The organism is Ruegeria sp. CDSB117, from assembly GCF_059611005.1.
The window spans coordinates 34077-55571 of record NZ_JBXWOS010000022.1 but is presented as its reverse complement, the minus strand read 5'-3'; the positions used below and the strand labels follow the sequence as shown (position 1 = coordinate 55571).

Genomic DNA, 21495 nt, shown 5'->3' with positions numbered 1-21495 from the left:
GCATGAACGATCATTTCTCAGCCCCCAAGGGCAATTTCCGCGGTCACGACCAACAAAAAGTCTGGCAACAAGAACCTGACCCGGAACTGACCGAGGTTGGCCCGGGCACTCCGTGCGGCGAATACCTGCGCCGGTTCTGGATGCCGGTGGCAATGACCGATCAGATTGGCGACCTGCCCTACCGCCTGCGTATTCTGGGCGAAGATCTGGTTCTGTTCCGCGAAAAGAAAGAGGGCAAGCTGGGCCTGACCCATCTACATTGCTGCCACCGCAACATGAGCCTGGAGTTTGGCATCGTTGAGGAAGGCGGAATTAGATGCTCATACCACGGTTGGAAGTACGGTTTGGACGGCACCATTCTGGAAACCCCGTGTGAGCCGCCCGCCTCACAGGTCAAGAAAAAGGCCTGTCTGGGGGCTTATCCGGTGATCGAATACAAGGGTTTGGCCTTTGCATTTATGGGCCCCCCCGACGAGCAACCCCCGTTCCCAGTAATGGACACATTTGACGAAGATGGCGACGAGTTGGTGCCTTACCTCATCAAATCCCCGTGCAACTGGCTTCAGGTGATGGAAAATGCATGGGACCCGTTCCATGTTGTCTACCTGCATACACTGGCAGTACGCAGCCAGTTCATCGACGCCTTTGCCGAGATGCCGATGATCGAGTTTCACGATAGTCAAACGGGCGACTTTTACACCAATGTCCGACGTGTCGAAGATATCGTCTGGGTGCGCATACATGACCATATGCTGCCGTCGTTCACGCAAAATGGCGGCCACTTCCCGGTGCCAGACGGGTCACGCTATTTTGGGCGCTGCGGGCTGTCGCGTTGGATAACCCCAATTGACGACACCAACACGATGGTCATCGCATGGCGCCACTTCCGGGATGCGGCGGCGAATGACGATCCAAAGGGCCTAACGGACAAAAGCAAAGTGGGCTTTGGGATGACGGATTTCTATGGCCAGGATCCCGATCGACCCTATGAGATGCGCCAGCGGGACCCCGGCGACTATGACGCCTGGGTCAGTCAGGGGCCGCGGAACGTCCATGCCCGTGAAAACCTCAGCTTTACGGATCGGGGCGTGGCCAAGGCACGCCGCCTGTTGCGCAACGCCATTCGTGCGTTGAAAGACGGTCAGTCCCCCCAGCAACCGACCGATGGCTTTGCCGGTCAGGTGATACCGACATATGCCGGGGACACAATGCTGCGCATTCCGCTTCAGGACGGCCGCGACGATGGTGCAGTGCTCAAGGAAATCTCGCATCAGGTGGCTGAGATCTACAAATCCGGCGACCATTTGCAGGGCGAGGCCCGCAAGACGTTCATCGTCGATGCGCTGAAAAAGTATGAGGCAAGTTGGTCATGACAAATCGTGTTCCACATAATCCGGGCCGGGTCGACTGGTCCGGCGAAAACCCCGGGATTTATCTGAAACAGAACTCAACGCAGGACCACTATGACACGCTGGCGCTGTTCTTTCGGGTGGTACTGTCGCCCTATGGTCGAGGCCATGCTGCATTAATCCTGGGCGCACCGGATCAAGCACAGGGTTGGCCGCACGCACCCAATCTGATCATGACGGACAACCAACGCATGATGCGCTGGATCGTGGATGGTTGGGTCACCAAGATGCCCACCTTCATCGGAAAGGCAGGCCTCGACGCGATGAGCTGGCTGGACTGTGACAGCGTCGAAAAACGCCCCGGCGATTTGAGGTCGCGCTATTCCGAGACCCTGCGCGGCTCGGGCGTTACGGTCGAGATGATCTGGCAGGAAATGGGCCTACCCTTACCAGTTGAGGTCACTAAGGAAAATTCGGCAACTAAAGAGCATGAGATGTATTCAGTGTTCCTTGAGGCCAAGGCGGCGCAGGTCGTCATCAACGGCACCCCGCTCCCCGGTCAGGTCGCAAGCCGCCAGTTCTTTGGCCGCACCATGTCGACCGCCTTTCTGGCCTTTTCCGAAACCTGGGTGACCCCGCAGGAGGATCTGTAATGCCGTTGAACGAACCGATCACCCCCGGAACAGTCGACTGGACAGGCGAGAACCCCGGCATCCTGTTGAAAGACGACAACAACAATTTCACCGCTATGGCGCTGTTCTTTCGCGTGGCATGGTCTCCGGTCGGTCAGGGTCAGGTGCTGCTGCTGTATGGAACGCCAGATCAAGTGGACGGACCGCCGGAGGCACCGAACGTAATCCTGAGCGACAATCCCGATTTGACCGCCTTTCTGAAGACCAATTTCATCAGCAAACTGGCGGCTTTCGCAAATGCTCCCGCTTTTGCTTCTCTCCCCGAGATAGGCGCGCAGGTCGTCCGATCCTCGGGCGATCCGATGAGCCACCGCTATACCGAAACCATCGCCGGAGAAAACCTGACAGTTGAACTGGTCTGGGAAGGGCTCGAGCCGCCTCGCGCGCTGGAGCTCTCTCCGCACGAAGTCGCTTCGGGCGAGCAGAACATGTTTTCGCTTCTGGTGCCCGCACATTCGGCCCAGATCATCGTTAATGGTCACGCATTGCCGGGCAAGTTGGGCACACGGGTGCAGGCTGGGTATGAGACGACGACAGCCTTCCTCTACTTCTCGGAAACATGGATCATCCCACCGGAGGATACTTGATGGTGCACCCGGCTGATCAGCTGGCGTTCGACAAGGCCATGGTCACACAACCGGTCTGGAACCGATTCAACACTGCGTCCGAGGCGCTGAGGTTGGACGAAAATGTACTGCTACATGCCGGTCCCGCCTTCGCCAGCCCGGATCAGATCACCGCTCCGATCCTGAACTCGGCCTGTGTCGCTGCCGTCTGGCAAGGGCTGGCGCAGAATTTCGATCAGGCCGAGGCGATGATCAACGCGGGCGAGATCGTGCTGAAACCCGCGCAGGACCATGATGTCGTGACACCTCTGGCCGCTGTGGTCTCGGCGGATATGCCGCTGCACACAGTCTATGACGCGTGGCGCGGCCAACAACGTGTTTATGCGCCGATCAATGCAGGCAGCCGCCCGGCCATGCGTTTAGGGCTGAGGTCCGAGGCGGTGCTCAACCACATTCGCTGGCTCAACACCCGGTTTCTTGATGTTCTGGAGAAAGGGATTGCCGAAGGGATCGCGCTGGTCCCGCTGGCCGTGATCGGCCTGATGGGCGGGGATGATTGCCATGGCCGGACACCCGTGGCCGCACAGGCGTTGATTGCTGAACTCAAGGATCGCACCACCAGCGGGATCACGGATGACGACGTGTTGGCCTTTATGGACAGCTCACCCTCACTATTTCTCAACCTTTGGATGGCGGCGACCAAATGCATGATGAAACTGGCGGAGGGTATTGAAGGGTCAAGCTTCGTCACCGCTGCAGGCGGCAATGGGCGTGAAGTTGGCATCCAGATCTCGGGCCTGCCGGGCCGTTGGTTCACAATCCCGGCCAACCCTCCCAAGGGGGCGTTTGACGTGGATTTGCCGCAGGTCCGCGCCCTTGGCGCGATCGGCGACAGTGCCGTGGTCGAGGCATTCGGGCTGGGGGCAATGGCCATAGATCTGAGCCCTGAACAAAAGAAGGGTCTGGGTGCCTATCTGCCCGACGACGCTCAAGCGCGAATGTCAGGTCTGTCAGTCGGAACGCATCCGTATTTCCGGGCCTTGGATGTTCGGCTGGGCAGCACGGCGCGGGGTGCCGTGGAACAGGGTTTGGGGCCTGTGATCGGGCTGGGCATTCTTGACCGATTGGGCGAGGCCGGTCGCTTGGGCGGTGGCATCTACGACATGCCAGTCGCCCCCTTTGCCGACGCGTTGAAAGCGCTGGAGGCATGACCGGGCTGAACCATCATTCTGCCCATGAACTTGCCACATTGATCCGGGCAGGTGAGGTGAAGCCTTCCGAGGTTATGGCGGCACATTTGGACCGGATCACAAACCGTGAACCCGTCATCGGGGCTTTTCAAACCCTCGAAGCGGACCGCGCCATGGAGCGTGCAAAGGCCGCCGATACTCTCCCCGTTGGTAGGCCGCTCCATGGCGTGCCGTTTGTGATCAAGGATATCATCGACACCGAAGACATGCCGACAGGATGGGGTAGCGACCTGTATGCCGGGCGCCGCCCCGACCGCAATGCAGTCTGCGTTCAGGCTTTTTTGGACGCGGGCGCGATCCCAATCGGAAAAACCATCTCCACCGAATTCGCCTACTTCAAACCCGGTAAAACTGCCAATCCGGCGAATCCCGTGCATACGCCGGGTGGCTCGTCATCCGGCTCTGCCGCAGCTGTGGCCGATTTCATGGCTCCGCTCGCATTTGGTTCGCAAACCGCAGCCTCGCTGATCCGACCAGCAGCGTATTGCGGGGTCTGCGGGTTCAAGCCAACCACCGGACGGTATGTTCTGACGGGTGTCATGGGCTTGTCCCAAAGCCTGGATACACTCGGCCTTCTGGCTCGTGATCCCCGCGACTTTGTGCTGACCGATGCGGTAATGTGCCGAACTGACCCGGCACCGCCAGTTGAGTTCGACGAGGCTTTGCCTCGGATCAGCCTAATGCGCGGCCCGCACTGGCGGGACGGTTCGGTCGAGATGCGGGACACGTGCACGCGTGCGTTAGCCGCCCTTGCCGCAACGAGAGCCGAGACCGGCGAAATTGCTTTTCCACCCGTTTTTGCCGAACTTACGCAGGCTCAGATTACCGTCATGAGCTATGAGGTCGCGCGGCAGCGCGCTGCAGAATACGCTGTAGGCATGCCCGCCATCAGCCCGCAATTTCACGACCTTGTCACAGCGGGGCTGGCCGTTACCGACGCAGAATACCAAGCCGCGCTGGACCTACGCGACCGGGCGGGCGCGATGCTGGATCAGATGTTCCGGGATGTGGACGCTCTGTTGGTCCCGTCGGCCCCCGGACCAGCCCCTGCCGGTTTGGACGCTACTGGAGATCCGCTTTTTTCCCGGATGTGGAACCTGTTGCAGGTGCCTTCGGTCGCTTTGCCATTCGGGACCGACCAGAATGGCCTGCCGCTTGGCATTCAATTGATCGGACGAAAGGGTGATGACGCCCGCCTGTTGGACATCGCGGTCTGGGCCCATGAACACTTGTCGCAATGACCGCTTAAGGAATTAGGGGCAGCAGCAAAGCAAGTGATACGGGAATGCTGACGGCTGCTATCAACGTCTGCAACGTGACAATGGCCGCCATCAGCGGCGCGTCTCCACCCAAGTGCTTGGCCAGCGTGTACGAAGACGCACCAGTGGGCACCACCGAATAGACGACGGCGATCTGCAGAACCTCCCGCGGCAGTCCTACCAGCAATCCGATCACCAATACTGCCAGAGGGAAGACAATCATCTTGCCCGTGAAGGCCAGAATCAAGGGCAGCGCACTGGCGGCCATGGCCCGGACTCTCAGATTGGCACCGACAGCGAGCAATGTGATCGGCAAAGCGCCTGCACCCAGAACATCCGTCACATCATGCACGACCGCTATCCTGTCACCGATCAACTGGTTGGCACAGACCGCCAGAAAGATCGAAATCACGTACGGATTGCGCGCGAGTTCCCGCAGGATTGCAACGGCCAGGCTGTTGGTCCGGTCGCCTTTGAGCGCACCAACCATCAGAACCACCATGACGATATTAGTAGTGGGCACGAGAATTGCGGTCGCGAGGATCGCAATATCCAACCCCGCCGGCCCATACAAGTTGGCAGCCAGCGCAAGCCCGATGAATGAGTTATGTCGCGCACTTCCTTGCAGGATCGAAGTGGCTTGCGGCGGCGCAAAACCCATCAAACGGGCACTAAGAAGCGCAAACAGAAGCGCCACAGCGAACCCGCCCAGAATGGCAACCGAGTAAAGACCCAGCGCCGACTTGTCCAATGGCGACAGGGAAATTTTGCTAAACAGAAGGCATGGCATCAGAACCCAATAAACAAGCTTGTCATTCAGGTTCCAGAAATCCGTACTGGGAATGCCGCCTTTGCGCAGGGCCAAGCCCAGCGCAATGATCAAAAAGATCGGCAATATCGAGGTGAGTGTCGAAAGCATTACAATTCGCAGACAAAACCGGACCGGCTCGACCAGACACTCTCATGACTGGTGTTTCTACGCAATGCGATGTCGAATAAACCCGACTCCCTCAGCCGGGGGTGTCAGCATCATCGTCGATGACAGCCATCGCGTCGATCTCGACCAAAAGCGACGGATCGGCCAACCCCTGCACAACCACGCCTGTCGAACAATGATGAACACCTTCGAACCAGCGATTGATCGCCTCGTAAACGGCCGGACGGTACGAAATATCGGTGACGTAGACTGTCAACTTGCAGACATTGGTCAAGCTTCCCCCGGCCTCTTCCATCCAGCGCTGGATGTTGCGGCAGGCCTGATCTGCCTGCACGCCCGGATCGCCTTCGCCAACCAGTGTGCCATCCATCAGCGTGCCGACCTGTCCCTGCATGAAAACAAAGTCACCCCGGGCGCGGATCGCCTTGGAATAGGTTGCTTTCGCGTGATAGCGCGTCTGGTACTTGTGGATGTGCGTTCGAGCCATGCCGATCTTCCCCTCAAGCCGTGGCGCGGATCAGATAGTCTTCGACCATATCCGCAAAACTCTGTTCGACTGCGAACTCAATACCATCCTGACACCGCATCACCAAAGCCTTGAGGCCAAACACTTCGGTATAGGAAACCGCATCCGTCCGGAACACGCTGTCATGCAGGTCCATCGGGCAAGCAATTGACATCACCTGACCTGCATCTGGGCCGACTATGCGAAAGAAGGTCATCGTGTCCGAGACCCGAACAATACTGATATCTGCCGGGCAGTCCGTGGGCTTCAGCCGGGCTTCAATCGCGTCTTCCTGTGCCAGTGGGGCGCGGGCGATCCAGTGGTCACGACCGATGTGAAACAGTTCGATGCCGTCCTTTTCTGTTCGGCTGTTTGGGCGGTACGGCAAACTCGGCAAAGCGTCCCCGGCCCATTGCGATACCGCGTCAGGCGCGCCTTTGAGGTCGAACAGAGCCATCAGGCCGCACCGTTCAATTGTGACGTCATAACTCATCTCAGGACCTCAGCAATTTACCTTCGGGGTCGTGAAAGACCGGTTTCGTGACTGTGACCGGGATCACGTCATCCTTCAGCCGGACGTGGGCGGTTTCGCCCTGCCGCGCGTGGCCATCTTCCAGCAATGCCAGCCCAACCCAGCGGTTGTTTACCACGCTCCATACACAGGCAGTGACCAACCCGTCGGTGGCTTCTTTCCGACCTCCGGGCGTGAGTGGCGCACCTTCGGGGATTTGCCGGTTCGGATCATCCGCCAGAATTCCGACCAGCTCGCGCCGGGTCCCGCCGCCTGACCTGCGCAGCTGGACCGAGCGTTTGCCCAGATAGTCAGGTTTCTTCTTGGACATCGCCCATCCCATTCCCAGATCATAGGCATCGACCGTGCCGTCGACCTCATGCCCCAACGACAGGAACCCTTTTTCGACCCGCAGCACATGGCTGGATTCCGAACCCACAGGCAGGATACCAAAGGGTGCACCAACCGCCATCACCCTGTCCCAAAGGGCCGCCATGTGGCGCGGGGCCACGTTGACCTCATAGGAAAGTTCACCGGTGAAACTCACCCGCACCACCCGCGCAGGGAAACCAGCTACGGTGCCTTCGCGGAAAGACATGAAAGGGAACGCCTCGGGCGCGAGGTCAATATCCGAGCCCAACGCCTGCAAAACTTCACGCGCCTTGGGACCACAGATAGTGGCATTATTCCACTGACTGGTGACAGTAGTGATCAGCACCTGCCAGTCGGGGAATTCGGTTTGCAGCAGCTTTTCCATATGCTGGTTCACCGCATCCGCGTGACCGGTCGAAGTCGAAATCATCCAGCGGTGGTCATCCAGTCGGAAGGCAACGCCATCGTCCAGGATCAAACCATCTTCAGACAACATCAACCCATAGCGCCCGTCACCCGGTTTCAGCGTGGACATAATGTTGGAGTAGATGAAATCTAGGAATTTCGGAACGTCCCTTCCCTTCAGTTCAAACGTGCCAAGAGGTGAGCCGTCATAGACGCCGACGCCTTCACGAACAGCGCGGCATTCGCGGTTTACCGCCTCTTGCAGGCCTTCACCCGGCTTCGGAAAATAGCCCGGACGCCGCCAGCGCGCGCCAGCTTCATACATCACAGCGCCGTTGTCCTTATTCCATTGGGTTACAGGGGTATGGCGATAGGGAAATAGCCGCCAGCCTTCCCGTAACCCGCCAATCGCACCGAACGAAACAGGCGTGTAGGGGGATCTAAATGTGGTTGTTCCAACCTCTTGCAGCGGCACGCCCTTTTGCATCGCAACAGTGCCGATGATGTTGATATTGCCGGTTTTACCCTGATCGATCCCCATGCCGCCGGTCGTGTAGCGCTTGACATGTTCCACATTGTCATAGCCTTCGCGCAGGGCCAGATGAACATCGCTGACCGAGACATCGTTCTGCACATCCAGAAACGCCTTCCCGCGCTGTCCCGGCACGTTGACCCGCCAGAGAGGTTCGATCGCGTAGGCCAGGTCTTCGCCGCCACCAACAATCCTATCCAGCGTCAGATCACCAGCCGCTGCGCCCACAGCGCGACAAGTCTGAACCGCCTCGTCAGGGACGAAGGCTGCCAGATCCTCATCAAATCGCAACGTGCTGCGGGATTGCGACCAAAGATGAACGGTCGGGTTCCAACCGCCGGAACAACCCAGCACATCACAGTCGATCCAGCGACCCGCCCCTCCGGTCACGGGAACGGCTTTGACTGCGCGCACACTTTTGCGCCCGCGCACGTCACCAGCAACGGTTGCGGCATGAACCGGAATATCCGGCACCAGGTTCAAAGCTTCAGGTGGAACGGTTTTGCGACAGTCGAGGATGGCCTCAACTTGCATACCGGCTGCTGCCAGATCGGCCGCCACGGCATAAACACTGTTGTTGTTTGTAAACAGCACCACACGCTGCCCGGGCTTAACGCCCCAGCGGTTGACATAGGCCTGTACCGAAGAGGCCAACATGACACCGGGTCGATCATTGTCACCAAAGACCATGGCACGTTCGGTGGCCCCGGTTGCGATTACAACTTCCCCCGCTCGCACGCGCCAGCTGCGTTCCAAAACTCCGTCCAGTTCGGGTTCGCGTTCGTTCACGATCATCAGATTATGCTCGCGGTAGGCCCAGACGGTTGCATTCTGCAGATGGGTGACTTTCTCCATCCCACGCAGCTCAGCCACCGCATCCGCGACCCAGTCCAAGGCCGAACGTCCACCGATAGACAGGTTGCGGTTCAACAAACTACCGCCCGCCTCGGTACCCTCATCGGCCAGAAACACGCGTTTTCCGGCGTGACCAGCCTCAAGCGCCGCTTGCAGCCCGGCTGGGCCCGCCCCCGCGATCAGCACATCGGCATGGGCGTTTCGGGCTTCAAAATGGCCTGAAGCCGGGGGGCTTTCGGGTGCTGCCGCCAACCCAGCAGCCCGGCGGATCGAAGGTTCGAACAGATGCCAGTTCGGCCATTTGAACGTCTTGTAGTAAAACCCTGCGGGGATAAACCGCGAGAGTAACTGGTTTACCCCGCCCAGATCGAACTCGGGCGATGGCCAGCAATTGACCGATCGTGCGCTGAGCCCGTCCCGAAGCGGCACCGTGGTCGCGGGACGGTTGCCCGAGGCATCCTCGCCGTCCAATTCCACCAGAGTCGCGGGTTCTTCGACCCCATGCCCCATAATACCGCGCGGGCGGTGATACTTAAAACTGCGGGCGGTGACACGAATTCCGTTGGCCAACAAGGCCGAGGCCAACGTATCGCCCTCAAACCCTTCATATGGTTTGCCATTGAAGGTGAAATGCAAAGGGCGGTTTCGGTCGATGCGCCCGCCCGAGGCGCGGCGGTTACGTTGTGCCATCGGGTGCCTCCACAATGTCATGGGTCCGTGTATCACGCCAGATGGTGAACCATTCACCGCATCCCCGTGCGTGCCACCATTTCTCCTGAACCGGACCCAATGGATTCGGCGTCACTGTCAGATACTCGACCCATTCCTCATCGCTGACGGCATTGGGATCTGGGCGGACCGCCCCTACCGGGCCACCATGGATAAATTCGCTTTCATTGCGCTTGCCACAGAACGGGCAGGTTATAAGCATCATGATCCTGTCCTTTCCTATCGCGCAGTGGTGGTTCCGGCTTCCATTACGAAATCCAGATGCCGGAACCTGCCCAGTGTGAAGGGTGCCATCAATGGGTGCGGTTCACCTTTGGCCACCAGATGCGCCAGCGTCAGCCCGCCCGCAGGGATTGCTTTGTACCCTCCCCACCATCCGGCGGTGACAAACAGGCCCGGCACATCTGTCTGATCCATGATGGGTGATGCATCATGGGCAATATCCAGATGCCCGCCCCATTGCCGCATCAGTTTGAGCTTCTTGAAACTGGGGAAAAGCGACAGCATCGCAGTCACGGTATCCTCGAATACATGCTGCTTTATGTCTCGACGGAAGCTCTGCCCCATATCGGGCGCGCCGCCGATGACCATCTCACCTTTGTCGGACTGGCTGAAATAGAACCCGCTGTCCGGGCAATTCACGATCACATCAACCAACGGCTTGACCGGCTCAGACACAAAGGCCGTCAGGTTCATCGTCCGCAGCGGCAGTTTAAGGCCCGCAGTTTCGGTCAGCGTCGTTGTATGGCCTGAGACGGCCACGACCACTTTCTTTGCGCGAACTGTGCCCCGGTTGGTCTCGACCCCTTCGATGGACCCATCCGCCCCGCGTAGCAGGGATTGCACCGCTGTTTGCTGATGAATCTCAATCCCGCGCGCATCAGCCGCGCGGGCATAGCCCCAGGCCACCGCATCATGCCGGTTCACGCCCGCATCCGTATGAACCATGCCGCAGATCACAGGCAGCCGTGCATCTGGGCCGCCGCCAGTCAACGCAGGAATGCGGCGGCGCAATTCCTCGGTTGTGATCTGTTCGTAGGTCGAGCCGTAAATGTCCATCACCAACTGCCGCCGCCGAAGCTCGCGTAGCTTGGGCCAGGTCTGAACCACATCGACCATGGTTCGTTTGGAATGCATCATGTTGAAATTCAACTCGTCCGTGAGCCCTTCGTACATGGCGACGGATTTGACATAGAACGGGATTGACTCATCCCTCATGTAATTCGACCGAATGGTCACCGTATTTCGCGCGATGTTGCCGCCGCCCAGCCAGCCGCGTTCCAACACGGCAACATTGGTGATGCCAAATTCCTTGGCCAGATAATAGGCAGTTGCCAGCCCGTGACCCCCTGCCCCGATCACCACGACATCATAGCGGTCTTTCAACGGCGGGCTGCGCCAGACCTGCGGCCAGTTCCGGTGCCCGGTTAGCGCATTACGGGCGAGCGAGAAAACAGAATAATTTTGCATGATGGTAATAATATTTATCACTGTGCACATTTAGTCAATAAATTTATCGACATGCAAAACAACTCGCCACGGGTTCTATTCCAATGCGGAAATTGCGGCTAAGGTATCGGAGAAAGGTGACGCAATGAGCTTTCGCGTGGAACAGTTCCATCGACGTCTCGCCGGCAAATGGTCGGCCCGGTCGCTTTGGCCCTGCTTCATCATAAACTGTCGCAGTTCACCCGCCTCGTAACGCCAGAAAAACCGGGCGCAACGCGCCTGCCCTCTGCAACCGCCTCTGTGAATGAGGTGACAGAAATGGACGTTACATGACACAAACACCTGACCTGAAAACCGTTCGGAATACCTATGCGCGCGACGGAGTCGTGCTGCTGAAACAAGTGCTGTCACAGGATTGGCTGAGTAAGCTGCGCCAGGCTGTCGATGACGAAGTTGCCAAAGGCGACCGTTACTTTGCTTACAAAAACATGCGTGAAAATCCTGGCGTGTTTCAAGACTATTGCCTGAATTCTGATATTGGGCAGCGTGTGGCAGAGGTAGCAAACAGCCCCTGGACCTCGCTGATCTACGACCAGATATTTGCCAAAGAACCGGGCACAAGAACACAAACGGGCTGGCATACGGACCAACCCTATTGGCCGGTCTCAGGCCCGATCATGACCATGTGGATTGCGCTGGACCCCGTGGACCCCGACAACGGTGCGTTGGAGTTCGTAAGAGGCTCGCATGCTTGGGGCGCCAAATACCGGCCCTTCAAAACAGACCAACTTGGGGGCTTTTTGCATTATCTGGAAGTGGACAACCCAGACTATATCGACATGCCCGATTTCGAGATGAACCGCGCCGACTACGACATCTTTCACTACCCGAAAATGAAACCCGGTGATGCGCTGGCATTTGACGGTATGATTGTACATTCAGCGATGGGCAACCGCACCTCAACCCGGCGCAGACGCGGCTATGCGATCCGGTTCGCTGTGGACGGCGCAAGCTATGAGCCCCGCGATACTGTCACCGAATGGCTTCACGACGACAGCTTGCGCCCCGGTGCGCCCTTCGCCGGGGGCCGGTTTCCAGTGATCTACAGAGCGTCGTAACAAGCAAGTGGCAAACTCCGCCCTTCTTGCCAAAAATTAGGTCGGCAGGGCGGGGTCAACTTCAAATAACCCGATCTATTGACACTACGTGTGTAACCTTCCCAGAAGGCGCCTCAAGCCGGAACTGTTGTACTCACAGGGGTGGTTTCGGCTTCGATCGCGCGATCAAGCGTTTTGCGAAACAGTTTGGCACCCGCGTCCAACCCGAGATCGATATTGGGCGTCTTGGCGTACTTCATACCTTTGTGAACTTCTTCCAGAACGTCCTTGTCCTCAAGAAACGCCATGCGCGCACCGTCATTCATGAATTTGGACACTTCCGCATTTTCGGGATCGGAATTTCGATGCTGAAACCAGAAGTATCTGGTGCGGTCTTCATCGATTGGGGTCATGAAATTATAGGAGATATTGATGAACGTTTCAGCAATGGGTTGCTTGTCATACCCGCCGGTCCCGACCGGCGTATAGATGGATTTGTTCAGCCCGATCGCGGGCATGCACATCTCATAGTGCTGCAGCCGGTCGCAATTGCCGTCAAATGCCACCAGTTTGGCGTAATAGGGCGATGGCGGTTTGTTCGCGATCCAGCGCGAGACGACGACGCCACGGTCGGTCCGCTCAACGTTCAGCGGCTCTTCATCCGTTCCGGCGCCCGCAAAAGAAGATACATGCACCCAGGCGACATGGCTGGGATCAAGCAGGTTGTCGCAGACCCACAGGTAATGGCAGTCGATATCCATTACCCCACCGTCGGTCTTGCCCCAGCTGTCATCGTCAAAATTCTCGATCGGGAAAATCTTGTCTGGATCTGCCAGTTCCGGATCGCCCATCCATATCCAAAGGAACCGATACCGATCCACAACCGGATATGATCTAACCACCGCCCGCCGCGGGGTCATGCCGCGCTGCGTCGGGCTGTCTGTGCACTTGCCCGTGCAGTCAAATTTAAGCCCGTGATAGCCACATTCCACGACGTCCCCGATCAGGTTGCCCTTGGACAAAGGCAGCTTGCGGTGCGGGCAAGCATCCTCCAACGCGACTGGCCTGCCATCCTCCTGCCGGTAAAGCACGATATTCTCGCCCAGAAACGTCTCGGCCTTCAGCTCGCGACCGATATCTTTGCTCCAGGCGGCGACATACCAGCAGTTTCTCAGATACATTGGAATGCTCTCCAGATTGTCAGATGGCTTGTGCAAGTATGGGCGGCAAGCCGATCTTGCACCATGCTGGAATAGTAATGACTCGTATAAGTCAGGCTAATTCCCGGCGCCCGCGGCTGGCGGAATGTCCGGCTGCGCCTCAACCTCAGCACGGATCCAGTTCAGAAACTCACCGACTTTCGGGCTGTCCTTAGTTTCATGGGGTCGAACCAGCCAATAAGATAACGGAGATTGCGTCAGCTCCGGAATTGGTCGCACCAAACGTCCATCGCACAGCGTGTCGATGACCAGAGGTTCCCGCCCTAAAGCGACACCAAGCCCCTCGATGGCCGCCTGAACAACCAAATTGGATTGCCCAAACCTCCGTGTTCGCAAGGGCCACGGTAGCGTCAGTCCGCATTGCCGCGCCCAGAAATCCCACGTTGGACTTGCGGGTCCATGATGCAGGTTCTCATCCACCAGCATCGTGTGTTGCGCCAGATCTTCGACCCCACGCAAGCTTGGTATCAAAGAGGGAGCGCAGACCGGAAACAGCTGCTCGGTCATCAGCAAATCGACCTGATAGCCAGGATAATCACCCAGACCATAGCGAATACCGATATCCGCGTCCGCCCCTGAAAACGGATATTGCCCGGTATCTGTGGCAATGGAAATCGACAGGTCCGGATGAGCGAGATCAAAGTTTAAAAGGCGCGGAAACAACCAGTTGAACGCAAAACCCGGCAGACATGAAATCACGATGGTCCGGTCGGTGCGGGTCTTGTCCCTCAGCTGGGTACAAACGTCCGAAATACGCCCCAAACCTTCAGAAATGGCCAGCGCCAGCAGTTCCCCTTCGCGGGTCGGACGCGATGACCGCGCACCACGCACCAGCAATTCGAGACCAAGCCATTCCTCAAGCGCCCGCACATGCTGACTGACCGCGCTCTGGCTGACGCCCAGCTCAGCTGCAGCAGGAGAAAAGCCGGAATGCCGGACAACTGCCTCGAAGGCGCGCAGGGCGGAATAGGGCAGGTTTACGATCATATTAGTCACCCTAATGTCAGGCATAATCACTTTCAAATAGATTAGGCGCTCAACCCGAGCCTAATCTATACTGACCGGAACCCGTAGGAGACGCGAATGTCGGACATCACACCCGAGCGCGGCGCGCGAAATCTATTGACTAACTGCGCCCACGCAACGGCAGGCGACCGGTTGTTGATCGCTTATGAACCTCCCGAACATGGCTATTTCGATGCGGATAGTGTCCAAATCGTCACGCATGCCGCGCGATCCATGGGGCTGTCGGTTGATGCGGTGGATGTGGGTTTCAATCCGGACAATCCACACCTGTCCGCGGATCTCCTGGCACGGTTCGAAACCGCCGATATCATCCTGTTTCTGGCCCGTCTCGGGGATCAGCTCCGGTTCTCGGAAATGCCACAGGGCAAGAAGATCATCGTCAGTTTCGCCCTGAGCCGCGAGCTTTTTGGCTCTGGTTTTTCCAACGGGCATCACGATGCCTTCCTCGACATCAAGGCAGGGATCAACGGCGTTCTGAACAGGGCCACCGACGTGCGGGTCACCTGCCCTCTGGGCACGGACTTTCAGGGGCGGCCTGAGATGAACCTGGATACGACAGGCGATACGTCGATCTTGCGCTTCCCCATGTCGGTATTCACGCCAGTCCCGGCACACAGCTTTTCGGGCCGGGTGGCGTTGAAATTTCTGACGGGCACTGGGTCAAAATACTATGATGATTATACGGTAGAGTTCGAAAGACCGGTGTTTGCGATGCTGGAAAACGGGCGTCTGACAGGGTTTGATGGCGATCCTGCCGACGCCGCGCGGGCCGAGGCTCATTATGACCGGGTCGCGGGTCAGTTTGGCATCGACCGCAATTTCGTGCATTCTTGGCATGCGGGCATCCACCCGGGCTGCGGCTACCCATGGGACATGCGCGAGAATTTCGAACGTTGGGGCGGGTCCGCTTTCGGCAATCCGCGTATTTTGCACTTCCACACCTGCGGTGCTTATGCCCCAGGCGAAATCAGCTGGAACGTGTTTGATCCGACGATCGTGATCGACAGTGTGACATACTGGGAAAACGGGGCTTTCCACGCCGACCGGCTGCCCGGCGGAGCCACCATTCTAGACAAGCACCCCTGCGCAGCTGCCCTGTTCGCGGACCCCGACCTGGATATCGGTCTAAGCCGCACTGGTTGAACCTTGCCGCTTGATCGAACGCGCGCCATCGCGCTAAACTGATTGCAATAGGGCCACCTGACAAGGTCCTATGGTGCGGAGCACTCCCGTCTCCGGTGCCGGAACATGCGATGAGGGCGCAGCCCCCGCACCGGCAAAAATGTGGAACTCACATGTCACAAGCAATCGTTACGCCCCTGTCTCAGGCACTGGCCGAAGGCAAGCTCACGCGTGAAGAACTGAAAGGATTCATGCAACGGTCCGACGGCCCCGGCTTGCGCCATCTGGCGCTTTGGGTACTGGTGCTGGCTGGCACAACTACCCTTGTCACCCTAGCCTGGAACAGCTGGCTAATCTGGCCCGCAATGTTCCTGCAAGGCATCGTTCTGGTGCACCATTTCTCACTACAGCATGAATGCGTGCACTATACAGTGTTCCGAACCCGGTGGCTGAATGATTTGGTAGGTCAGATCTGCGGCCTGATCATCATTCTGCCACATCGGTTCTTTCGCTACGAACATTGCGATCATCACACCTATACGCAACTGACCGGGGAAGACCCCGAACTGATCCCTTTGCCCGAAACAATGGGAGAATATCTGCTTTATCTGTCCGCCCTGCCCTATTGGCGCGGCAAATTCACGGAACTGTTTCGCCACGCCAGCGGCAATCTCAGCGAGACCGAGCTGCGGTTCATTCCGAAAGTCGAACATCAGGCCGTATATCGCGATGCCCGCAGAATGCTGGCTATTTATGCGGCGATCGTTCTGGGCATGGCTATCACGGGTTGGTGGGGGCTGATCTGGTACTGGTTCATCCCCCTGTTTCTGGGCGAGCCGGTAATGCGGTTCATCCGGATGACCGAACATGTCGGACGCCCGACCGTCGCGCAGATGTCGGAAAATACGCGCACCAATCTGGTTTCGGCACCGTGGTCCTTTCTGTGCTGGAACATGAATTACCACGCGGAACATCACTATGTCGCTTCGGTCCCGTTTCACGCGCTCCCGCGCCTGCATGATAAGCTAAAAGACCACATCCATATCGAGCCCGGCGGCTATCTGGCTGCCCACCGCGAAATCCTGCGTCAGATCCGGCACAAGGAAGAGGCGTAATCCATGACAGATGTAAAACCGTGGAAAGACGTGATCGAAGCTGCTCGGTTGGAAAAAAATTGGGTCACACGGGTCGAACTCGGCTCACGTATCATCGCAATCTACGACACGCCCGGTGGTATCTATGCCTCACTGGCGCTTTGTAATCATGGCGGCGCGGATCTGTGTGACGGGTATTTCGATGGCTATGTCATCGAGTGCCCCCTGCATCAGGGCGCGTTTGATGTGCGAAATGGGCACCCGGTTTCAGCGCCTGCTACGCGGCCGATGAAAGTGTTTGAATCCCGGATCGAAAACGGCATGGTTCAGATCAGAGCATAGGCCCGATTGCCCCTAACCCGGTGCCGGCAACCCCGGCATCGGGACATATCCCGGCAAAGCCTCAACACGCGCGATCCACGCGCGCACCGCCGGGTATGGAGACATCGATATTCCACCCTGATACGCCAAAGCTATGTAAGGATAGCAGGCCAGATCTGCGAGGGTGGGACGGTTGCAGGCCAGCCAGCGATGGTCTGACAAGTGATGCTCCATGATCTTCAGAGTTTTCTGCCCAAGCGCCTGCGGCTCGGCCAGATCGATGTCGCGTTCAAAGAGAACAATCGCCCGGGCCATTGCAACGCCGTGGAAGATTTCATTCACAGAAAACGACAACCATTGCTGTATGTCGCCGTGTTCTTTCGGTGTGGTCGGGGCCCATTCGGCAGCGCCGTATTTCTGCGCAAGATAGACCATGATGGCAGTGCTGTCGCGCAGGATGAACCCATCATCGTCCAGAACTGGTACCTTGTTCAGCGGATTGACCTGCAAAAACGCACTCTTGTTTTGGTCACCGTTCAGCAGGTCTACGTCGATGATCTGGTGATCCCGCTGCAGCATGGACAGTAACAGTCGTACTTTGTGACAGCTGCCCGAAAGCCGGAAATCATAGAGGCGTATCATACTGGCCTATATGTCAGCGCTTATCTGACCGTTTTTCAAGCCGCGCAAACAATCGGCTAAGGCCGAAGCAAACCACAAAGTAGAAAGCGGCCGTGGTGATCCACGCCTCAAAGATCATGCGGGATGAGGCCACAAGCTCAACCGTTTTGTAAGTCAGTTCCTGCACAGAAATCAGTGACAGAATTGAGCTGTCCTTGATCAGCGATATGAACTGATTGGCAAGCGGTGGCACCACTTTCTTCATCGCCTGCGGCAGTACCACATAGCGCAGTTCCTGAAGGCGGCTCATACCGATAGAGCGCGCGGCTTCCCGCTGACCTTTTGGGATCGACTGGATACCGGCACGCACAATTTCACCAACGAATGCGCTCTCAAAAAGGGCCAGTACTATGACGCCCGAAACAAGCGACGGGAAGCGGCGCATTTCACCGAAGAAGAACTCCCACACCTGATTGTTTTCCTGCCGCGCGATACCGCGCGCCCAGCGTTCCAGATTCAACGCATCGATCAGCTGTTGGGACAGGAAGAAGAAGAAGATGAAAACGACAACAACCGGCGGCACATTGCGCAAGAATTCCAAGTAGGTGCGCGCCAGCATGCGGATGGTCAGATTTGATGAACAGCGGGCTACACCCAGAATGGTGCCCAGGATCAACGCCAGAATTCCGGCATAGAGGCTGATGCGAACCGTTGCGGCCAACCCTTGCAGCAGCAAATTGGCAAAGTATTCCTCACGACCTGAATGCCAGCCGACAATGTAACTGGGGATGACGTCCCAGCGCCACCTATAATTGAGCGTGCCTTCAATCGACAGCCAGATATACCCGAAAAACACGAACAGAACCGCGGCGATCAGGTAGTCCGGCCATCTGAGTTTTTTGAGAAAGTCCTGCACGCGAGACGCTCCGTATCAGATCCGGGGGGCTGCATCGCTGCCCCCCGGGTGGGTCAGGGTTACTGGGCGACCTGGTCAGCCCATTCGTTTCCAGCAAACCAATAGTCATGACGTTCTTTCAGCCAACCGGAACGCCACTGCTGCGCGATCCAGTTGTTGAAATAGTTCATGGCGTCCGGGTCGCCCTTTCGCACACCAAAGGCTTCACCACGCGGATCATAAAGATTTTCGAACGGCACACTCAGCGTTTCAGGGTGCAACCCAGCCTCGCGGTTCGGAGTCGGCTGCGCTGCCATGGAAGCATGAGCGTTCCCATTCAGAACCTCCTGAGTCGAGGCACCGTCTTCATCGAACAACAGCAAGGTCGCGTCAGGGAAGTTCTGTGCAATCACTGCCGCAGGTGTTGCACCACGCCGGGCGGCAAAGGTCACTTCGGGATTGTTGAAATCCTCAAGCGTCATGCCTTCGGTCATCGACTTATTGGCCAGAATGGCCAGACCCGAATAGGCGTATGGATCGGTAAAGTTAATGGTCAGGTTCCGCTGCGCCGTCACCGACATGCCCGAGATGATCACGTCGAAATTGCCGGAGACCAGCGCCGGGATAATACCATCCCAAGCAGTCGGCACGAACTCAACCTCAACGCCCATATCTTCAGCCAGCTTGCGGCCAACATCCAGTTCATAGCCGATCAGATCACCATTCTTGTCGCGCATCGACCATGGCACGAATAGCGACAGACCGATCCGAATCACGCCGTCCTGCTTGATAGTTTCAATCACACTTTCGCTGGATAGTTCCTGCGTAGCGCTCTGCGCCCAGCCTGAGGTCGCCACACCGGTAGCCACGACCGCGCCGAGGGCAGCCCTGAGCATTCTGCGAGAAAGCTTCATCTTGGTTCTCCTTGTTGTCCGACATATTTTCTGGGTTATTGGTCGACGGCATATTTCTTCTCCAGATGACTTACGCCAATCGACAGGATCAGGGTCACCACCAGATAAACCAGTGCGATGGTGAACCAGATTTCGAAACTCATGTATGTGTCTGAAATGATGTTGCGTCCGAAGGTCGTCAGCTCGGCCACTGCAATCACGCTGACAATGGCCGAGGATTTGATGAGATGAACGACCTCGCCGGTCATCGGCGGCAGCATGAAGCGGACGGATTGTGGCAGGATGATGTAGCGATAGGTCTGGGAGGGGCTCATACCGATGGATTTAGCGGCCTCCCACTGGCCAGTGGGGACGGCGTTGATCCCGGCCCGAAAGATTTCAGAAATCAAGGCAGAATGGAACACGGCCAGGGTAAGGATACTGGCCGTGTATCGGTCAAATCCAAAGATCGGCCCCAGAACATAATAGAAGAGGTAGAGCAGAACCAGCAGCGGGATGTTACGGATCAGCTCCAGAAATCCAACTGCAATTGCAGACCCGATGACCAGGTCCGACAGGCGCAGCAACGCCACAAGCAGACCTATAACCATAGCCAGAATGAAAGCCGTGACCGACAACTTGATCGTCGCGACCAGCCCGATGGGAATCTCACCCCATTCAAAACCGACCTCGGTATTGCGATACAGAAACTGCGGCACCCGGTACCATTGCCAGTTATACCCCATGCCCTGCGCACCAGTATATGCACCATAGGCGATCAGCCCGACGATAATGGCATAGATCCCGACCGAAATCAGGGTCGAGTCAAAAAACCGCTTTAAAAAAGGCTGCTTAGGCAGCGGCTGGCCTTTTGGCCGGGAAATGCCCAGATCGCTCATGTCAATGCGCCAAGATCTGATCTAGGAACAAACGGCAGCGTTCGCTCGAGGGGTTGGTGAAAAACTGTTCGGGTGGTGAGACTTCGACGATCTGGCCCGCCTCCATAAAAACCATCGTATCAGCGACCTTACGGGCAAAACCCATCTCGTGAGTGACGACAACCATGGTCATGCCGGTGTCGGCCAGCTCGACCATCACATCCAGCACCTCATTGATCATCTCGGGGTCCAGCGCGGATGTCGGTTCGTCAAACAGCATGATCCGAGTTTCCATGCATAGAGACCGCGCAATTGCTACGCGCTGCTGTTGCCCGCCCGACAGCTGCGCCGGGTACTTGTCGGCCTGTTCCGGGATATGAACACGTTCAAGATAATTGCGTGCGGTTTCTTCGGCCTGCGCCTTGGATATCCCGCGCACTTTCATCGGACCAATCGTCAGATTCTCTAGCACTGTCAGGTGTGGAAACAGGTTGAACTGCTGAAAGACCATCCCGACTTCCTGCCGCAGTTCGCGAATTTCTTTGGCTCCGTCATAAACCTCGATTCCATCGATCACGAGGCGGCCGGAGTTGTGCCACTCCAGCCCGTTAAAGCACCGGATCAGCGTCGATTTTCCCGATCCCGAAGGGCCGCAGATCACGACTTTTTCACCCTGATGGACCGTCAGATCGATGTTTTTCAACGCGTGAAACGCGCCATAATACTTATCCAGATTGGTCACTTCAATCATCGGAGTGGCTTGGTTCATGTCGTACCTGCTTGGGTTCGGGACAACATGCGAGTTTGTCTTTTGATGGACCGGGCGCACAAAGGAGTTTCCTCCACCATTCCTGCAAAGGCAGGCCGGCATCTCGTGGTGCCAGGCCTGACGAAACAGCCGAGGCCGGGCTGGCGCT

Annotated in this window: 22 protein-coding genes; 9 read left to right on the top strand and 13 right to left on the bottom strand. The window is 57.4% G+C overall.

Annotated features, from left to right (window positions below; genetic code table 11):
- Window positions 1-2 precede the first annotated feature (2 nt).
- The 5 genes from AC2FJC_RS19860 to AC2FJC_RS19840 are packed head-to-tail and all read left to right on the top strand — an operon-like array spanning window position 3 to window position 5098.
- A complete protein-coding gene (locus AC2FJC_RS19860) occupies window positions 3-1373 on the top strand; it encodes a Rieske 2Fe-2S domain-containing protein (RefSeq protein ID WP_496741029.1) in 1371 nt (456 codons plus the stop codon).
- Window positions 1370-2002, top strand: a complete 633-nt coding sequence (locus AC2FJC_RS19855) for a hypothetical protein (RefSeq protein WP_496741027.1) — start codon at window positions 1370-1372, stop codon at window positions 2000-2002. Before AC2FJC_RS19860 ends, AC2FJC_RS19855 begins: the two co-directional genes overlap by 4 nt.
- On the top strand, window positions 2002-2628 hold the full coding sequence (locus AC2FJC_RS19850) for a hypothetical protein (RefSeq protein ID WP_496741025.1): 627 nt from the start codon (window positions 2002-2004) through the stop codon (window positions 2626-2628). The genes AC2FJC_RS19855 and AC2FJC_RS19850 overlap by 1 nt, the downstream gene beginning before the upstream one ends.
- Complete coding sequence (locus AC2FJC_RS19845) at window positions 2601-3818, top strand: YlbE family protein (protein ID WP_496741023.1); 1218 nt, start codon at window positions 2601-2603, stop codon at window positions 3816-3818. The genes AC2FJC_RS19850 and AC2FJC_RS19845 overlap by 28 nt, the downstream gene beginning before the upstream one ends.
- The gene (locus AC2FJC_RS19840) at window positions 3815-5098 is read left to right on the top strand and encodes an amidase (protein ID WP_496741021.1); all 1284 of its coding nucleotides are present in this window, start codon (window positions 3815-3817) and stop codon (window positions 5096-5098) included. Before AC2FJC_RS19845 ends, AC2FJC_RS19840 begins: the two co-directional genes overlap by 4 nt.
- Window positions 5099-5102: 4 nt before the next feature.
- Here the strand turns inward: AC2FJC_RS19840 and AC2FJC_RS19835 are convergent, their stop codons facing one another.
- The 6 genes from AC2FJC_RS19835 to AC2FJC_RS19810 all read right to left on the bottom strand — a co-directional run bounded on the left by AC2FJC_RS19835 (window position 5103) and on the right by AC2FJC_RS19810 (window position 11432).
- On the bottom strand, window positions 5103-6035 hold the full coding sequence (locus AC2FJC_RS19835) for an AEC family transporter (protein ID WP_282170338.1): 933 nt from the start codon (window positions 6033-6035) through the stop codon (window positions 5103-5105).
- A 91-nt stretch (window positions 6036-6126) separates the two neighbouring features.
- The gene (locus AC2FJC_RS19830) at window positions 6127-6540 is read right to left on the bottom strand and encodes a RidA family protein (RefSeq protein WP_496741019.1); all 414 of its coding nucleotides are present in this window, start codon (window positions 6538-6540) and stop codon (window positions 6127-6129) included.
- 13 nt (window positions 6541-6553) lie between these two features.
- Complete coding sequence (locus tag AC2FJC_RS19825; RefSeq protein WP_496741017.1) at window positions 6554-7051, bottom strand: sarcosine oxidase subunit gamma family protein; 498 nt, start codon at window positions 7049-7051, stop codon at window positions 6554-6556.
- A gap of 1 nt (window position 7052) precedes the next feature.
- Complete coding sequence (locus AC2FJC_RS19820) at window positions 7053-9923, bottom strand: 2Fe-2S iron-sulfur cluster-binding protein (RefSeq protein ID WP_496741015.1); 2871 nt, start codon at window positions 9921-9923, stop codon at window positions 7053-7055.
- Window positions 9910-10167 carry a sarcosine oxidase subunit delta gene (locus AC2FJC_RS19815; RefSeq protein ID WP_282121036.1) on the bottom strand — a complete coding sequence of 86 codons (258 nt, stop codon included), beginning with the start codon at window positions 10165-10167 and terminating at the stop codon, window positions 9910-9912. The genes AC2FJC_RS19820 and AC2FJC_RS19815 overlap by 14 nt, the downstream gene beginning before the upstream one ends.
- 14 nt (window positions 10168-10181) lie before the next feature.
- Window positions 10182-11432 carry an FAD-dependent oxidoreductase gene (locus AC2FJC_RS19810; protein ID WP_496725722.1) on the bottom strand — a complete coding sequence of 417 codons (1251 nt, stop codon included), beginning with the start codon at window positions 11430-11432 and terminating at the stop codon, window positions 10182-10184.
- Window positions 11433-11740: 308 nt separating this feature from the next.
- Between AC2FJC_RS19810 and AC2FJC_RS19805 the strand changes: the two genes are divergently transcribed.
- Window positions 11741-12529, top strand: a complete 789-nt coding sequence (locus AC2FJC_RS19805; protein ID WP_496741013.1) for a phytanoyl-CoA dioxygenase family protein — start codon at window positions 11741-11743, stop codon at window positions 12527-12529.
- 113 nt (window positions 12530-12642) lie between these two features.
- On the opposite strand, the gene AC2FJC_RS19800 is transcribed toward AC2FJC_RS19805, so the two are convergent.
- Entirely contained in the window at window positions 12643-13689 is a 1047-nt protein-coding gene (locus AC2FJC_RS19800) for an aromatic ring-hydroxylating dioxygenase subunit alpha (RefSeq protein WP_496741011.1), read from the bottom strand.
- Window positions 13690-13785: 96 nt separating this feature from the next.
- Complete coding sequence (locus AC2FJC_RS19795) at window positions 13786-14715, bottom strand: LysR substrate-binding domain-containing protein (protein ID WP_282154149.1); 930 nt, start codon at window positions 14713-14715, stop codon at window positions 13786-13788.
- 96 nt (window positions 14716-14811) lie between these two features.
- On the opposite strand from AC2FJC_RS19795, the gene AC2FJC_RS19790 reads away from it, so the two are divergent.
- The 3 genes from AC2FJC_RS19790 (at window position 14812) to AC2FJC_RS19780 (ending at window position 17312) form a co-directional block, all read left to right on the top strand.
- A complete protein-coding gene (locus AC2FJC_RS19790; RefSeq protein WP_496741009.1) occupies window positions 14812-15897 on the top strand; it encodes a hypothetical protein in 1086 nt (361 codons plus the stop codon).
- A gap of 152 nt (window positions 15898-16049) precedes the next feature.
- The gene (locus AC2FJC_RS19785) at window positions 16050-16991 is read left to right on the top strand and encodes a fatty acid desaturase family protein (RefSeq protein ID WP_496741007.1); all 942 of its coding nucleotides are present in this window, start codon (window positions 16050-16052) and stop codon (window positions 16989-16991) included.
- A gap of 3 nt (window positions 16992-16994) precedes the next feature.
- Window positions 16995-17312, top strand: a complete 318-nt coding sequence (locus AC2FJC_RS19780) for a non-heme iron oxygenase ferredoxin subunit (RefSeq protein WP_496741005.1) — start codon at window positions 16995-16997, stop codon at window positions 17310-17312.
- 12 nt (window positions 17313-17324) lie between these two features.
- Here AC2FJC_RS19780 and AC2FJC_RS19775 read toward each other — a convergent pair whose 3' ends face one another.
- From AC2FJC_RS19775 to AC2FJC_RS19755, 5 genes are read right to left on the bottom strand one after another with little or no spacing between them, the layout of a single operon-like run.
- On the bottom strand, window positions 17325-17933 hold the full coding sequence (locus AC2FJC_RS19775; protein WP_496741003.1) for a glutathione S-transferase family protein: 609 nt from the start codon (window positions 17931-17933) through the stop codon (window positions 17325-17327).
- 13 nt (window positions 17934-17946) lie between these two features.
- Window positions 17947-18828: an amino acid ABC transporter permease gene (locus AC2FJC_RS19770; protein WP_282170329.1), complete on the bottom strand. Its 882-nt coding sequence runs from the start codon at window positions 18826-18828 to the stop codon at window positions 17947-17949.
- A 59-nt stretch (window positions 18829-18887) separates the two neighbouring features.
- The gene (locus AC2FJC_RS19765; protein ID WP_496741001.1) at window positions 18888-19721 is read right to left on the bottom strand and encodes a transporter substrate-binding domain-containing protein; all 834 of its coding nucleotides are present in this window, start codon (window positions 19719-19721) and stop codon (window positions 18888-18890) included.
- 35 nt (window positions 19722-19756) lie between these two features.
- Window positions 19757-20599 carry an amino acid ABC transporter permease gene (locus tag AC2FJC_RS19760; protein ID WP_496725729.1) on the bottom strand — a complete coding sequence of 281 codons (843 nt, stop codon included), beginning with the start codon at window positions 20597-20599 and terminating at the stop codon, window positions 19757-19759.
- A 1-nt stretch (window position 20600) separates the two neighbouring features.
- Complete coding sequence (locus AC2FJC_RS19755) at window positions 20601-21347, bottom strand: amino acid ABC transporter ATP-binding protein (protein WP_282121048.1); 747 nt, start codon at window positions 21345-21347, stop codon at window positions 20601-20603.
- Between the last annotated feature and the right edge of the window lie 148 nt (window positions 21348-21495).

Bases quoted from the DNA above. Each gene is read 5' to 3' on its own strand.
- AC2FJC_RS19790 (WP_496741009.1), top strand. From the start codon at position 14,812: ATGTCGGACATCACACCCGAGCGCGGCGCGCGAAATCTATTGACTAAC.
- AC2FJC_RS19805 (WP_496741013.1), top strand. From the start codon at position 11,741: ATGACACAAACACCTGACCTGAAAACCGTTCGGAATACCTATGCGCGC.
- AC2FJC_RS19780 (WP_496741005.1), top strand. From the start codon at position 16,995: ATGACAGATGTAAAACCGTGGAAAGACGTGATCGAAGCTGCTCGGTTG.
- AC2FJC_RS19840 (WP_496741021.1), top strand. From the start codon at position 3,815: ATGACCGGGCTGAACCATCATTCTGCCCATGAACTTGCCACATTGATC.
- AC2FJC_RS19820 (WP_496741015.1), bottom strand. From the start codon at position 9,923: ATGGCACAACGTAACCGCCGCGCCTCGGGCGGGCGCATCGACCGAAAC.
- AC2FJC_RS19830 (WP_496741019.1), bottom strand. From the start codon at position 6,540: ATGGCTCGAACGCACATCCACAAGTACCAGACGCGCTATCACGCGAAA.
- AC2FJC_RS19785 (WP_496741007.1), top strand. From the start codon at position 16,050: ATGTCACAAGCAATCGTTACGCCCCTGTCTCAGGCACTGGCCGAAGGC.
- AC2FJC_RS19800 (WP_496741011.1), bottom strand. From the start codon at position 13,689: ATGTATCTGAGAAACTGCTGGTATGTCGCCGCCTGGAGCAAAGATATC.
- AC2FJC_RS19815 (WP_282121036.1), bottom strand. From the start codon at position 10,167: ATGATGCTTATAACCTGCCCGTTCTGTGGCAAGCGCAATGAAAGCGAA.
- AC2FJC_RS19760 (WP_496725729.1), bottom strand. From the start codon at position 20,599: ATGAGCGATCTGGGCATTTCCCGGCCAAAAGGCCAGCCGCTGCCTAAG.
- AC2FJC_RS19845 (WP_496741023.1), top strand. From the start codon at position 2,601: ATGGATCATCCCACCGGAGGATACTTGATGGTGCACCCGGCTGATCAG.
- AC2FJC_RS19810 (WP_496725722.1), bottom strand. From the start codon at position 11,432: ATGCAAAATTATTCTGTTTTCTCGCTCGCCCGTAATGCGCTAACCGGG.
- AC2FJC_RS19855 (WP_496741027.1), top strand. From the start codon at position 1,370: ATGACAAATCGTGTTCCACATAATCCGGGCCGGGTCGACTGGTCCGGC.
- AC2FJC_RS19825 (WP_496741017.1), bottom strand. From the start codon at position 7,051: ATGAGTTATGACGTCACAATTGAACGGTGCGGCCTGATGGCTCTGTTC.
- AC2FJC_RS19765 (WP_496741001.1), bottom strand. From the start codon at position 19,721: ATGAAGCTTTCTCGCAGAATGCTCAGGGCTGCCCTCGGCGCGGTCGTG.
- AC2FJC_RS19860 (WP_496741029.1), top strand. From the start codon at position 3: ATGAACGATCATTTCTCAGCCCCCAAGGGCAATTTCCGCGGTCACGAC.
- AC2FJC_RS19775 (WP_496741003.1), bottom strand. From the start codon at position 17,933: ATGATACGCCTCTATGATTTCCGGCTTTCGGGCAGCTGTCACAAAGTA.
- AC2FJC_RS19795 (WP_282154149.1), bottom strand. From the start codon at position 14,715: ATGATCGTAAACCTGCCCTATTCCGCCCTGCGCGCCTTCGAGGCAGTT.
- AC2FJC_RS19835 (WP_282170338.1), bottom strand. From the start codon at position 6,035: ATGCTTTCGACACTCACCTCGATATTGCCGATCTTTTTGATCATTGCG.
- AC2FJC_RS19755 (WP_282121048.1), bottom strand. From the start codon at position 21,347: ATGAACCAAGCCACTCCGATGATTGAAGTGACCAATCTGGATAAGTAT.
- AC2FJC_RS19850 (WP_496741025.1), top strand. From the start codon at position 2,002: ATGCCGTTGAACGAACCGATCACCCCCGGAACAGTCGACTGGACAGGC.